Source organism: Streptomyces sp. NBC_00287, assembly GCF_036173105.1.
GTDB lineage: Bacteria > Actinomycetota > Actinomycetes > Streptomycetales > Streptomycetaceae > Streptomyces.
The window spans coordinates 6750716-6764520 of record NZ_CP108053.1; the positions used below are offsets into that span (position 1 = coordinate 6750716).

9 protein-coding genes are annotated in these 13805 nt (G+C 70.0%); 7 read left to right on the forward strand and 2 right to left on the reverse strand.

Features of this window, described 5'->3' with window-relative positions; all coding sequences use genetic code 11:
• The first annotated feature begins 66 nt into the window (after positions 1–66).
• Entirely contained in the window at positions 67–1752 is a 1686-nt protein-coding gene (locus OHT76_RS30955) for a PucR family transcriptional regulator (RefSeq protein ID WP_328874137.1), read from the forward strand.
• Positions 1753–1888: 136 nt separating this feature from the next.
• Entirely contained in the window at positions 1889–3334 is a 1446-nt protein-coding gene (locus OHT76_RS30960) for an aldehyde dehydrogenase family protein (RefSeq protein ID WP_328874138.1), read from the forward strand.
• 63 nt (positions 3335–3397) lie between these two features.
• Here OHT76_RS30960 and OHT76_RS30965 read toward each other — a convergent pair whose 3' ends face one another.
• Positions 3398–3724 (reverse strand): hypothetical protein, encoded by a 327-nt coding sequence (locus OHT76_RS30965; protein WP_328874139.1) that lies wholly within the window; start codon positions 3722–3724, stop codon positions 3398–3400.
• Positions 3725–3881: 157 nt separating this feature from the next.
• Positions 3882–6701, reverse strand: coding sequence for a glycoside hydrolase family 3 C-terminal domain-containing protein (locus tag OHT76_RS30970; RefSeq protein ID WP_328874140.1), 2820 nt, complete (start codon positions 6699–6701; stop codon positions 3882–3884).
• A gap of 324 nt (positions 6702–7025) precedes the next feature.
• Here OHT76_RS30970 and OHT76_RS30975 point away from each other — a divergent pair, with 324 nt between their 5' ends.
• From OHT76_RS30975 to OHT76_RS30995, 5 genes are all read left to right on the forward strand, one after another.
• The gene (locus OHT76_RS30975) at positions 7026–8720 is read left to right on the forward strand and encodes an extracellular solute-binding protein (protein WP_328874141.1); all 1695 of its coding nucleotides are present in this window, start codon (positions 7026–7028) and stop codon (positions 8718–8720) included.
• A 27-nt stretch (positions 8721–8747) separates the two neighbouring features.
• Complete coding sequence (locus tag OHT76_RS30980; RefSeq protein WP_328874142.1) at positions 8748–9782, forward strand: ABC transporter permease; 1035 nt, start codon at positions 8748–8750, stop codon at positions 9780–9782.
• The gene (locus tag OHT76_RS30985) at positions 9779–10714 is read left to right on the forward strand and encodes a carbohydrate ABC transporter permease (protein WP_328874143.1); all 936 of its coding nucleotides are present in this window, start codon (positions 9779–9781) and stop codon (positions 10712–10714) included. The genes OHT76_RS30980 and OHT76_RS30985 overlap by 4 nt, the downstream gene beginning before the upstream one ends.
• A 144-nt stretch (positions 10715–10858) precedes the next feature.
• A complete protein-coding gene (locus tag OHT76_RS30990) occupies positions 10859–13033 on the forward strand; it encodes a glycosyl hydrolase family 95 catalytic domain-containing protein (RefSeq protein WP_328874144.1) in 2175 nt (724 codons plus the stop codon).
• Positions 13034–13069: 36 nt separating this feature from the next.
• Complete coding sequence (locus OHT76_RS30995; RefSeq protein WP_328874145.1) at positions 13070–13789, forward strand: glycoside hydrolase family 12 protein; 720 nt, start codon at positions 13070–13072, stop codon at positions 13787–13789.
• The last annotated feature ends 16 nt before the right edge of the window (positions 13790–13805 follow it).

Consider the following 13805-nt stretch of genomic DNA (forward strand, 5'->3'; position numbering starts at 1 on the left):
GGCTGTTCATACACAGCGGCCAAATGATCACGACGATCACACTGACTTCACCGACCTGAAGGCCTCATGCCCCCCACGCTCGCCTCGCTCGTCCATCACTCCGCGCTCAAACTCACCGTGCGCGCGGGCGAGGACCGTCTGGACGTGCCCGTCCGCTGGGCGCATGTCAGCGAGCTCGCCGACCCCGTCCCCTATATGGAGGGCGGGGAGCTGCTGCTGATCACCGCGCTCAAGCTGGACGCGGAGGACCCCGAGGCGATGCGCCGCTATGTGAAGCGGCTGGCCGGCGCCGGGGTCGTCGGGCTCGGCTTCGCCGTAGGGGTGAACTACGAGGACATTCCGCAGGCCCTGGTCGAGGCGGCCCGCAAGGAGGGGCTGCCGCTGCTGGAGGTCCCGCGCCGCACGCCGTTCCTCGCCATCAGCAAGGCCGTGTCGGCGGCCATCGCGGCCGATCAGTACCGGGCGGTCACAGCAGGGTTCGCCGCCCAGCGCGAGCTGACCAAGCAGGCGCTGACCGACGGGCCCGAGGGGCTGCTCGCCGCGCTCGCCTCGCAGGTCGACGGCTGGGCCGCGCTCTACGACGCCTCCGGCGCCGTAGTCGCCACCGCCCCGGAGTGGGCAGGCCGCCGGGCGGCACGGATCACCGCGGACGTGGAGCGGCTGCGGGAGCGGCCTGCGCCCGCCTCGTCCGTGGTCGGCGGCCCGGAGAACGAGGACCGGGTCGAACTGCACAGCCTGGGCACGGGCCGCAGGCCCCGCGCGGCGCTCGCGGTCGGCACCGCCGCGGCCCTCGGCACCGCCGAGCGCTACGCCGTCCACTCGGCCATCGCCCTGCTCACCCTGACCACGGAACGCTCCCGCTCCCTGCACGCGGCCGAACAGCGCGTGGGTACGGCGGTGCTGCGCATGCTGCTCGCGGGCGAGCCGGACCACGCCCGCGCGGTGGCCGGGGATCTGTACGGCGTCCTGCTGGACGCCCCCTTCCGGATGATCGTCGCGGAGTCGGTGGCGGTGTCGGGCTCGGCGTCGGCCGCCCTGGCAGCCGTGGAGAACCCGTCGCGGGTGCCCACCGCCGCCAAGCCCTCGGCCGCCGCCCTCGCCGCCGCCTCCGACACCGACGGCGATCCGCTCGGCGCCCTCGCCGAGATCGTCGAGTCCGCCGCCGCGCGCGCCGGGGAGGCCGTGCTGGTCGTACCGGAGGGCGAGCGTCTGGTGGTGCTGGCCGCGGACGGCGGCGCCGCGGTGTCGGCGTGCGCGGAGTACGCGACGGCCCTGGAGGCCGCGCGGGCGGGCAGCGCCGTACGGGAGACGGCGGTCGGCGAGGAGGACGAACTGGTCGTCGGGCTCTCCGCGCCGGCCGGTCCGATCGCCGCGGCCGCCGCCTACAAGCAGGCCGAGCAGGCGCTGTCGGTGGCCCGGCGGCGGGGGCGGGTGATCGTGGAGCACGAGCAACTGGCCGCGGGCTCGGTGCTGCCGCTGCTCGCGGACGACGCGGTACGGGCGTTCGCGGACGGGCTGCTCAGGGCGCTGCACGAACACGACGCGACCGGACGCGGCGACCTGGTCGCCTCGTTGCGGGCGTGGCTGTCCCGGCACGGCCAGTGGGATGCGGCCGCCGCGGACCTGGGCGTCCACCGGCACACCCTGCGCTACCGGATGCGGCGGGTCGAGGAGATCCTCGGCCGCTCCCTGGACGATCCGGACGTACGCATGGAGCTGTGGCTGGCTCTGAAGGCGACGTCGGCCGAGTAGCCCACCTCGCCAATCCGTAGTGCCCCCGCCCGCCACTACTACGACTCGGACAAACGCCACACCGCCCCCGCGCCCCTACCGTGGACCCCGAACCAAGGAACACCCACCCCCAACGCGGAAGGGCCGGGACTCGCATATGACTTCCACCCACGCCTTCTGGCTCGCCGGCCGCCAGGTCTCCGGCGAGGACACCTTCGACGTCACCTCTCCGTGGGACGGCCGGGTGGTCGGCAAGGTGAGCGTGCCGACCGACGCCCAGGTCGAGGAGGCCGTGGCCGCCGCGTACGCCGTGCGGGACGAGTTCGCCGCCACCCCGGCGCATGTACGGGCCGCCGCCCTGGACCACGTCAGCCGTCGCCTCGTCGAGCGCACCGAGGAGATCGCCCAGCTGATCTCCGCCGAGAACGGCAAGCCCATCAAGTGGGCCCGCGGTGAGGTCGGCCGTGCCGTCTCCGTGTTCCGCTTCGCCGCCGAAGAGGCCCGCCGCTTCAACGGCGGCGAGGCCCAGCGCCTCGACACCGACCTCGGCGGCCAGGGGCGCCTCGCGCTGACCCGGCGCTTCCCGAAGGGCGTCGTGCTCGGCATCGCGCCGTTCAACTTCCCGCTGAACCTGTGCGCCCACAAGATCGCCCCGGCGATCGCCGCGGGCGCGCCGATCATCCTCAAGCCGGCGCCCGCGACCCCGCTCTCCGGTCTGATCATCGGCGAGCTGCTCGCCGAGACCGAGCTGCCCGCCGGTTCCTGGTCGATCCTGCCGGTCGCCAACGACCGTATGCCCGCCCTCGTCCAGGACGAGCGGCTGCCGGTGATCTCCTTCACCGGTTCCGAGGAGGTCGGCTACGCGATCATGGACTCGGTGCCGCGCAAGCACTGCACCCTGGAGCTGGGCGGCAACGGCGCGGCTGTCGTGCTCGGCGACTGGGCGAGCGAGGAGGACCTCGACTGGGCCGCGACCCGGATCGCGACCTTCTCCAACTACCAGGGCGGCCAGTCCTGCATCTCGGTGCAGCGCGTGATCGCGGACGCCTCGGTCTACGACCGTCTGCTGCCGCGGATCGTCGCCGCCGTCGAGGCCCAGGTCACCGGTGACCCCTCCGACACCAAGACCGACGTCGGCCCGCTGGTCAGCGAGGACGCCGCCCAGCGCGTCGAGGCGTGGGTCCAGGAGGCCGTCGAGGCGGGCGCCTCGCTGCTCACCGGCGGCAAGCGTGACGGTGCCTCCTACGCGCCGACCGTCCTGACCGACCTGCCGGCCGGCACCACGCTGGCCTGCGAGGAGGTCTTCGGGCCCGTCCTGTCGGTGCAGAAGGTGAACGGCGAGGCCGAGGCCTTCGCCGCCGTCAACGACTCCAAGTACGGCCTCCAGGCGGGCGTGTTCACCCACGACCTCCAGGCCGCCTTCCGCGCCCACCGCGCCCTTGAGGTCGGCGGCGTGGTCATCGGCGACGTCCCGTCCTACCGCGCCGACCAGATGCCGTACGGCGGCGCCAAGCAGTCCGGCGTGGGCCGCGAGGGCGTCAAGTTCGCGATGGACGACTACACCTACGAGCGGGTGCTGGTCCTCACCGGCCTCGCCCTCTGAGCCGTACCCCACGGCCCCGACGGCCGGAGCCCACTGTGCGGGGGCTCCGGCCGTCGGCGTACGTCAGCCCTCGGCCTCATAGGCGATCCGGCACCGCTCCACCTGGTCGGCCACCAACTCCATGTACCACCGCATGATCTCGTACGGGATCACCCGCTCGTCGGGGCTGTAGAGGCGGACGGTCGGTGCCAGCTCCGGGTCCTCGTCCGGGACGAGCGCCACCGCGAAGGCCGGTCCGGGCAGATGGGTCTGCGCGCCGGGGGTCTGCGCCCAGGACGGCGGCGCGGGCTCGGCCTCGCTCAGCTCCACGGCCCAGGCGTCGTCGGGCAGCGCGTAGGTGAACTGGACGGCGTAGTGGCGGCCCGCGTGCTCGCGGAGTTCGGTCGGCATGGCGGCAGGCTGACACAGCCGGTGTGCGGTCGTCGCGTTCCTTCCGCCTCCCACCCCTGGCTAATGGGAACCATTTTCATATAGGCTGCCGAAGGGGCCCGGCACCGATGCCTTCCGGTGCCGGGCCCCTTCCTTTGTGTCGGCCTCGTCCGGACCCTCAACCGGAGAAGCCGACGTGCGCGAGCCGCAGCGGGCCGCGCAGTCTGAGGCGGACGTCATGGACGCCCTCGGCCGTGAAGTCGGCGGTGAGTGTCGTGTAGGCGTACGGACCTGACGGGGTGTTCGTTGTCAGGGTCGCCAGTGGTGGGGCGCCGTCCAGTGACACCTCCACCGTTCCCTCGCCGGCCACCGTCGCCGTCACCTGAGTGACCCCCGTCCCGAAGTCGCAGGCGCGGTAGAGGAGTTCGCCCGCCCGGTCCCCGGCCGGTGTCACCGCGTCGCCCGTCGTCTTCGCGCGGTCGACGATCTCGGTGCCGCTCTGCTCGTCGAAGTCGGCCGCATCCAGGCCTCGTTCACGCACCGCGCGCGCGGCCACGGGCTCCCCGTCGAGGACCACCGTCGTCCGCAGCCGGATGTCCTCGCTGGAGCCGCCCGCCATCAGGTCGTACGGGCCCGGGTCGAGGTGACGGCGGCCGTGGCTCACGTCCCAGAACTCGAAGGCGGACAGCAGGACTTCGAAGGCGATCTCGGTGCGCTCGCCCGGGGCGAGTGTGACGCGACGGTGCGCGAGCAGCTCCCGGCGGGGGCGCGGGACCGACGGGTCCACGGCGCGGGTGTAGAGCTGCGCCACCTCGTCGGCAGTCAGCTCGCCCGTGTTCGTCACCGTGAAGGACACGTGCACCGCGTCCTCCGTCACCCGTGTCGCCAAGTCGCCGTAGGAGAACGACGCGTACGACAGGCCGTGGCCGAACGGGTAGAGCGGGGCGCCCTCGAAGTACAGATAGGTCTGCCGGCCGCCGATCACGTCGTAGTCGAGCAGGTCGGGGAGGTCGGCGTCGCTCGCGTACCAGGTCTGCGGGAGGCGACCTGCGGGGGAGACGTCGCCGGCCAGGATCCGGGCCAGCGCGGTGCCCGCGGCCTGGCCGCCGTGAGCCGTCCAGAGCAGGGCCGCCAGGGACCCCGGTTCGACCGCGTACGGATAGGCGGAGACCAGCGCCAGCACCGTCTTCGGGTTGGCGGTGCGGGCCGCGCGCAGGAGGCGCTCCTGGTGCGGGGGCAGCAGCAGGGTCGTACGGTCCTCGGTCTCGCGGCCGTTGATGTGCGGGTCGTTGCCCGCGACCACCAGCACCACGTCGGCCTGGGCCGCGACCCGGGTCACCGCCTCCTCGCCGCGCTCGGTCACGACCAGCTCGAAGACCTCCGGGTCCTCCTCGGCAACCTTCACGCCGTCGGCGGCGACAGAGACGTGGCGACCCGTGCCGATATGCCTCAGGAGGTGACCGTTCCGGTGGGGTTCCAGACGGAACGTCTCCTGCACCACCCAGCCGCCGGGCTGGTCGGCGGACGCGCGTACGTAGCCGTCCTCGGCGACCGACAGATATCGGCCGTCGGGCGCGCGCAGCGTCAGCACGCCCTCGTCCCAGTCCACCAGCGCGAGTTCGGTACCCACGGTGCCGGTGGTCAGCGCCGGGAGATCGGTACGGCCCGCCAGCAGCGCGGGGTCCAGAGCGCCCTCGGCGCCGCGTACCTCGTCGGTGGCGGCGCCTTCCGGGACGTACAGGAAGAGGCCCGTCGAGGTCTTCAGCCGTACCCGGTCCACGCCCTCCGCGAACGCCACGCGCTCGGCGCCGAACCGCTCGTACAGCCCCTCCAGCGGGGTGGAGCGGTGGAGGAGCGTGCCGCTGTACCAGTCGAGCTTGCACTCGTCGGCGAGCAGGCCGACGACGGCGATCCGGCTGCCGGGGGCCAGCGGCAGCACGCCGTCGTTGCGGAGCAGGACGACCGCCTGCTCGGCCGCCTCCTGGGCGAGCGCCCGGTGTTCGGGGGTGTCGAAGGCGCCGGGGTCGTCATGGCCGTCGAACTCACCGAGGCGGAAACGGACCGAGAGCTGGCGGCGGACCGCGGTGTCGATGTCGTCCTCGGTCAACAGGCCCTGCTCGTACGCCTTCCGCACCCGTGCGGTGATCTTCGAGCCGTCCGTGCCGTGGTCCGTGAAGCTGTCGACACCAGCCCTCAGCGAGGCAGCCGTCGCCTCCTCGTGGGTGTCGAAGTAGTGCTCGGAGTCGACCAGGTTGGAGGGCGCGCCCGCGTCCGAGCAGACCAGCAGCTCCTCCTCGGTCCAGGTGCGCAACTGCTCGCGCAGGTACGGCGACACATGGTTGGGGCGGCCGTTGACCAGGTTGTACGCCGGCATCACCCCGGCCACCGCGCCCGCCTCCACCGTCTCGCGGAAGGCGCGCAGGTCGTACTCGTGCAGGACGCGCGGGCGCACCGAGGAGGACGAAGTGTCGCGGTCCGTCTCGTTGTTGTGGGCCAGCCAGTGCTTGAGGACCGGCGCGGTGCGCCAGTACGTCGGATGGTCGCCGCGCAGACCTCGGGTGTACGCGGTGGCGATGGCCGAGGTCAGCTTCGGGTCCTCGGAGTAACCCTCTTCGTTACGGCCCCACAGCGGGTGGCGCAGCAGATTGACCGTGGGGGACCAGACGTTCAGGCCGACGCGCTCGTCGCGGGCGCGCATCGCGCGGGTCTCGCGGGACACCGCCTCGCCGACCCGGCGCACCAGGTCCGGGTTCCAGGTCGCGCCGAGCCCGACCGCCTGCGGGAAGACCGTCGCCGGGCCCATCCACGCCACGCCGTGCAGGGCCTCCTGGCCGGTGCGGAAGGCGGCGACGCCGAGCCGCTCGACGGCCGGGGCGAACTGGTGCAGAAATCCGATCTTCTCGTCGAGGGTGAGCCGCGCCAGCAGATCGTCGACGCGCTTCGCGAACGGCAGATGAGCATCGCGAAAAGGCGGAGTGGGCGGCGGGTGTGCGGTCACGTGTGGATCCCCTTGCGATGGATCGGCGCAGGTCTTTCGAAGCGCTTCGATGCTCATTCGACGCAGGGGTGGGTGTCAAGGGATCGGCACCGTCAGTTCAAGCAGCGCATAAGAAAAAGGTCAGGTCTTCTGGGTCGAGGAATCTTGGAAGCGACCCTTGTGCGCCCCTGGGTGTTCACTTAACCTCACAGCAACATCGAAGCGCTTCGACTGCGGTCGCACCGATTGGTCGGAGGACCGCTTCAGCTCAGCCAGTTCCACTTACGACACCGCAGCCGACGGCCCACCGCCGGGTGTCCAGGTGCGCCATGAAGGGTTGACGCAATGACGCCGAACGCCTCCTCCGCCTCTTCCGCACCCAGCCGGAGAAGCTTCCTCGCCTCGACGGCGGTCGCGACCGCCGCGGTAGCCGGTGGGATGCCGCTACTCGCCGCCTGCGGCGGGTCGGACAGCAAGTCGCGTGAGGGTACGACGTCGGGCAATGACGCGAAGAAGCTCCTGCCGGCGTATGTGGCGAGCAGTGTGGTGACGCCGGACATACCGTCCAAGAACGGCTCGTCGATGGGCTTCACCGCCAAGCTCGACGTCGCCACCCTGAAGACCTCGGTCCCGAAGCCACTCGGCAAGGGCGGCAAGGTCACCATCATGTCGCCGTTCTGGGGCTCCCCGCCCAAGGGCGACAACCCCTACTACACGTCGATGAACGACCTGATCGGCGTCGACGTCCAGTGGCGCAACCAGGACGGCAACACCTACGACCAGAAGCTCGGCGCGGTCCTCGCCTCCAGCGACGTCCCGGACGTGGTCGTCATCCCCGGCTGGAACATGATGGGCAAGATACCCAGCGCCATCGCCGGCAAGATGGCCGACCTCGGCCCGTACCTGTCCGGGGACAAGGTCAAGGAGTACCCGAACCTCGCGGCGATCCCCAGCGACGCCTGGCAGCGCTCCATCTTCAGCGGCAAGCTGATGGGCCTGCCGATGCCCGCCCCGTCCGTCGCGACCATCGTGCCCCTCTACCGTCAGGACATCTTCGACAAGGAGGGCTACGAAGTCCCGCGGTCCGCCGACGAGTTCATGGCCCTGTGCAAGGACATCACCAACGCCCGCGCCAAGGTGTGGGCCTGCGGTGACATGAAGTGGACGGCGATGAACAACTTCGGTGTGCGCGGGGGAGGGGAGAAGCCGCTCTGGTGGGACATGGAAGACGGCAAGCTGATCAACCGCCTCGAGACCCAGGAGTACCTGGAAGCCATCGAGTGGACGCGCAAGCTGTTCGCCGCCGGAGTCGTCCACCCCGACTTCAAGCTGGGCAAGAGCCAGGCGACCGACCCCGCCCCCAAGTTCGCCGCCGGCGAGTTCCTGATCTGGGACAACAACATCGTCAACTGGTACGGCCAGCAGGCCTCCCAGGCCACCCAGAACCCCGACTTCAAGGTCTGGGGCATGGACATCTGGGGCCACGACGGCGGTGACCCGACGCTGTACGCCGCGAACCCGGCCGGCATCTTCGCCTTCATCAGCAAGAAGGCCTCCGAGTCCGTCATCCACGACGCGCTGGCGGTCGCCAACGTCACCGCGGCGCCGTACGGCACCAAGGAGTGGATGATGACCAACTACGGCGTCGAGGGCACGCACTACACGATCAAGGACGGCGTCCCGGTCAAGAACGACCAGGGCAACAACGAGGTCCTCAACGCCTACGTCATGGTGGCGAGCCCCGCCGCAACCACCGCCCACCCCGACCTGCCGGACTACACCAAGGCCATGGTCGAGTGGGAGCAGCGGATGGGCGCCTTCACCAAGAAGTCGTCCTTCTGGGGCCTCCAGATCACCGAGCCCTCCCGCTACACCAACCTCGCCAACGACTTCGAGCAGCTCGAGGACGACATCATCCGCGGCCGCAAGAAGATCAGCGACATGCAGCAGGCCGTCTCCGACTGGAAGGGCAAGGGCGGCGACAAGCTGCGCGACTGGTACAAGAAGCTCCTCGACGAGAACGGCTCGGCGGCGAGCTGACCAGGATCTGAGGCTAGGAGAACCGCTGTGTCCCACAGCACGGTGCCTCGGAGCAGTGCCGAGGCCAGCACGCCGGAGAAGGCCCCGGCGGCGTCCGCCGGCCCCACGGGTGCCCGGGAGAAGCGAGCGTCGGGCACCCTGAGCCTGCGGCTCAGGTTCAGACGCGACCGCACCCTGATCCTCATGACGCTGCCGGCCGTCGTGCTGGTCCTGATCTTCAACTACCTGCCGATCCTCGGCAACGTCGTCGCCTTCCAGGACTACGACCCCTACATCAGCGACAACGGCATCGTCTCCATCCTGAACAGCCCCTTCGTGGGCCTGGAGAACTTCCAGCGGATCTTCGAGGACTCGGCCTTCTGGAACGCCGTCGAGAACACGCTGGTGCTGTTCTTCGTCCAGCTCGTGCTGTTCTTCCCGATCCCGGTCCTGCTCGCGCTGCTCATCAACAGCGTGGTCCGGCCCCGCGTGCGCGCCGTCGCGCAGGCGGTTCTCTACCTGCCGCACTTCTTCTCGTGGGTGCTGGTCATCGCCGTCTTCCAGCAGATGTTCGGCGGCGCCGGGATGCTCTCCCAACTGCTCAGGCAGAACGGGTACGACGGCCTCGACATCATGACCAACCCGGACACCTTCGCCTTCCTGATCACCGCGCAGAGTGTCTGGAAGGACGCGGGGTGGGGGATCATCGTCTTCCTCGCCGCCCTGGCCTCGGTCCCCACGGACCAGTACGAGGCCGCCGCGATGGACGGCGCCGGACGCTGGCGGCGCATGTGGCACGTCACGCTTCCCGCCCTGCGCCCGGTGATCGCCCTCCTCCTCGTGCTGCGCGTCGGTGACGCCCTGACCGTCGGGTTCGAACAGATCCTGCTGCAACGCGACGGCGTCGGAAGGGAGGCGGGGGAGGTCCTCGACACCTTCGTGTGGTGGAACGGCGTGCGCAACCAGGACTTCGGCTACGCAGCCGCCGCCGGCCTGATCAAGGGCGTCGTCAGCATCGGCCTGGTCCTCGCCGCGAACAAGGTGGCCCATCTCATGGGCGAGCAGGGGGTGTACAAGAAGTGACCGCGATCATCGACAAACCGGCGAGCAAGCAGAACTGGTGGGCCGCACCGCCGCGCCCGGCGTGGGAGGAAGAACCTTCGAAGGCCGGCCTCGCGGGCAAGGGCATCGCCTTGACGTTCGCCTGCCTTGCGGTCCTCTTCCCCCTGTGGATCGTGATCGTCACCAGCCTCTCCTCGCGCAAGACCATCGACGAGGCGGGCGGCCTGGTGATGGTGCCCAAGGACATCACCTTCGTCGCCTACACGGAGCTGCTCAGCGGCGGCCAGGTCACCCGCGCCGCGGTCGTCAGCATCCTCGTCACCCTCGTCGGCACGCTGTTCTCGATGACGGTGTCCGTGCTGTGTGCCTACGGGCTGTCCCGGAGCGGGTCCCTCGGCCACCGCTCGATCCTCATGACGCTGCTCGCGACCATGTTCTTCAGCGCCGGACTCATCCCCACATACCTGCTGGTGCAGTCCCTCGGCTTGACGGACAGCTATCTCGCGCTGATCCTGCCGAGCGCCATCAGCATCTTCAACATCCTGGTGCTGCGCGGGTTTTTCATGGAGATCTCGCAGGAACTCATCGACAGCGCGCGGATCGACGGCGCGGGGGATTTCCGGATTCTCCGGCAGATCGTCATGCCGTTGTCGCGGGCCGTCATCGCCGTCATCACGCTGTTCTATGCGGTCGGGTACTGGAGTGCGTGGTTCAACGCGTCGCTGTATCTGAACGATCAGGACATGATGCCGTTGCAGAACGTGATGATCCAGCTGGTGCAGAAGCAAGAGGCGCCAGTTGGGCTGGGGCAGGCGATTAAGACGGGGCAACTGTCGGGGCTCGCTGTGCAGATGGCTGTCATGGTGTTGGCGCTGCTTCCGGTGGCTGTTCTTTCGCCCTTTGTCCAGCGGCATTTCAAGAAGGGCATGCTTACGGGCGCGATTAAGGGTTGACGGGCCGCCTATTCAGGGGGGCTGTTGTTCGTTGGCGGTTGCGGCTTCGTCGTGGCTGGTCGCGCAGTTCCCCGCGCCCCTTCTGTAGGTATCCGCACCGCCTTCTTATACAGCGAGGCATGTCATGCGCACGGCCAACCAATCATGACCGCAGCCCCCGTCCACGGCACCTGGGAATCCACCCCCGCCGCCCGCTGGGAGGACGCCTTCCTGAGCGGCAACGGCCACCACGGCACCCTTGTGTTCGGAGATCCGAACGACGACCGTGTCATCGTCACCCAGCACACCCTGGTCCGCCCGAACGGCAGCGAAGACGCCCGCCCCCCGGAGCTCGCCGCCGAACTCCGGACACTCCAGGACCGCCTGCTGGCAGGCGACACCACCGCCGCCGAAAGCTTCACCGACGGCCGCCCCCTCCAATGGGTGCAGCCCTTCCATCCCGCCTTCCAGATCCGCCTGCGCAGACCGGGGGACACCCCCGGCTACCGCCGATCCGTCGACTTCATCACCGGTGAGACGACAGCCGTCGCCCAAGGCTGGTCCAGCCGTGTCTTCGTCTCCCGCGCGGACGACGTGATCGTCCAGCGCGTCACGGCCGCGGGCCTGAACCTCGACATCACCCTCGACCACCGGCTCCCGGGCGCCCCGGACGGCCTGGGCGTCGGCCAGGGCGCGCTGCTCACCCCCGAGGGCGCCCTGCTCAGCCTGCGCGCCCGCTACCCGGACAGCGACCGGGCGTACACCGGCGTCACCCTCGTCGTGGTCACCGGCGGCACCTCGGCGCTCGTGCCCCCCGGCGTGCGCATCCGGGGCGCCGCCTCCGTCCTGCTGCTCACCCGGGTCCGGCGGCACACCGCGGAACTCGACGTGATCGAGGAGGGACGCGCCCTGCGCGAACTTCCCATGGACTACGACGAACTCCTCGACCGTCACGCCGCCCTCCACCGCACCGCCTACGACCGGGTCACCCTCGACCTCGGCGGCGATCCGGCCGAACGCGCCCTTCCCGGCTCCGAACTGCTCAAGCGGACCCGTAGCGCGGCCCTGCTGGAGCGGCTCTTCGCGGCCGGCCGCTACCACCTGCTCTCCAGCAGCGGCCTGCTCCCGCCCCGGCTGGTCGGCCTGTGGACCGGCGACTGGAACACGGCCTGGTCGGGCGCGTTCACCAACGACGCCAACCTCAACCTCCAGACCGCGTCAGCGGTGGCCGCAGCCCTCCCCGAAGTCACCGAGAGCCTGGCTGCTCTGATCCACCGTCAGCTGCCACACTGGCGGGACAACGCCCGCGCGGTCTTCGGCACCCGGGGCGTGGTCGCCCCCGCCCACACCGACGGCGAGTCCGGGCACACGTACCACTTCAGCCGTGAATACCCGCTGCACCTGTGGACCGCCGGGGGCGACTGGCTGCTCAAACCGCTCGTCGACCACGACGAGACACGCGGCGAACACGACCTCGGGACCGGCGCGATGCTCGCCGAAGCAGCCGAATTCTACGAGGACTTCCTCACCCGCACCGACGACGAGGGCCGCCTGGTCGTCGTCCCGTCCTACTCGCCCGAGAACCGGCCCGCCAACGCGAGCTGGGGCACGATCAACGCGGCCATGGACCTCTCCGCCGCCCGCCACGCGCTCCGCACGGCCGCCGACTACCACCCGGAGCGGGCGAAGGAATGGCGCGCCCTAGCCGACAAGCTCCCGCCCCACCGCGTCAACGACGAAGGCGCCCTCGCCGAATGGGCCCGGCCCGGCCTGGAGGACACCTACGACCACCGCCACCTCAGCCACCTCTACGGCGTCTGGCCCCTCGACGAGATCAACCCCTACGACACCCCGGACCTCGCACAGGCCGCCCACCGCGCCCTCGAACTCCGCGGCGCCGAGAACGACTCCGCGCACGGCCACCTCCACCACGCCCTCGTCGCCGCCCGCCTGCGCGACGGAGAACGCGTCGCCCACGCCCTCGGCCAGGTCCTGGACGGCGACTTCTTCCACGCCTCCCTGATGAGCGCGCACTACCCGAACCGCCACGTCTACAACGCGGACGCCGCGCACGCCCTGCCCGCGGTGCTGATCGAGGCGCTCGTCCAGTCGACCCCCGACCGGCTGGTCCTACTGCCCGCGCCGCCCTTCCCCACCGGCCAACTCACCGGCGTGCGCACGAGGTTCGGGGCCGAGATCGACCTCAGCTGGGGCACCACCCGAAGAGCCGTCATCCGCCCCACCCGCAGCTGCCGTATCGAGCTCAGGACTTCCACCGGCGCGAGACCGCTCGACCTCGTCGCCGGAGAAGACCACGTCCTCACGCCGGGGACGTGGTAACTCCCCGCAATTCCCCCCACCCATGGAAGGGACACCATGGCAACAATCCGCACACTAGGCCGCATCACAAAAGCCTTGCTGGCCCCGGCGCTCGCCCTCGGCGCCACCGTCGGCCTCGCCTCCGCCCCCGCCCACGCCGCCGTCTGGAGCTCCTGCGATCAGTGGGGCAACACGAACCTGAACGGCTACACGCTCTACAACAACATCTGGGGCTCCGGCGCCGGTAGCCAGTGCGTCTGGGCCAACTCCGGTACCAACTGGGGTGTCTGGGCCAACCACCCCAACACCGGCGGCATCAAGTCGTACCCGAACGCCAAGAAGGTCGTCAACAAGACGATCGCCTCGCTCGGCTCGCTGACGAGCAGCTACAACGTCTCCGTCCCGTCGGCCGGCGCCTACAACACGTCGTACGACATCTGGGACACGGACTACGACTACGAGATCATGCTGTGGGTCAACTACAACGGCGCCGTCGGCCCGCTCGGCACTTCCCAGGGCTCGGTCACCCTCGGCGGCCACACCTGGAACGTCTACAAGGGCAACAACGGCGCCAACGAGGTCTTCTCGTTCCTGCGCACCTCGGACTCGAACTCCGGCACGGTGAACATCAAGCCGATCCTCACCTGGATATCGGGCACCAAGGGCTGGATGTCCGGCAACGAGACGATCGGTGACGTCCAGTTCGGCTACGAGATCACCTCGTCCTCCGGCGGCCTGGACTTCGTCACCAACAACCTGACGGTCAGCAGCAGTTGACCGGATAGAAGAGTGT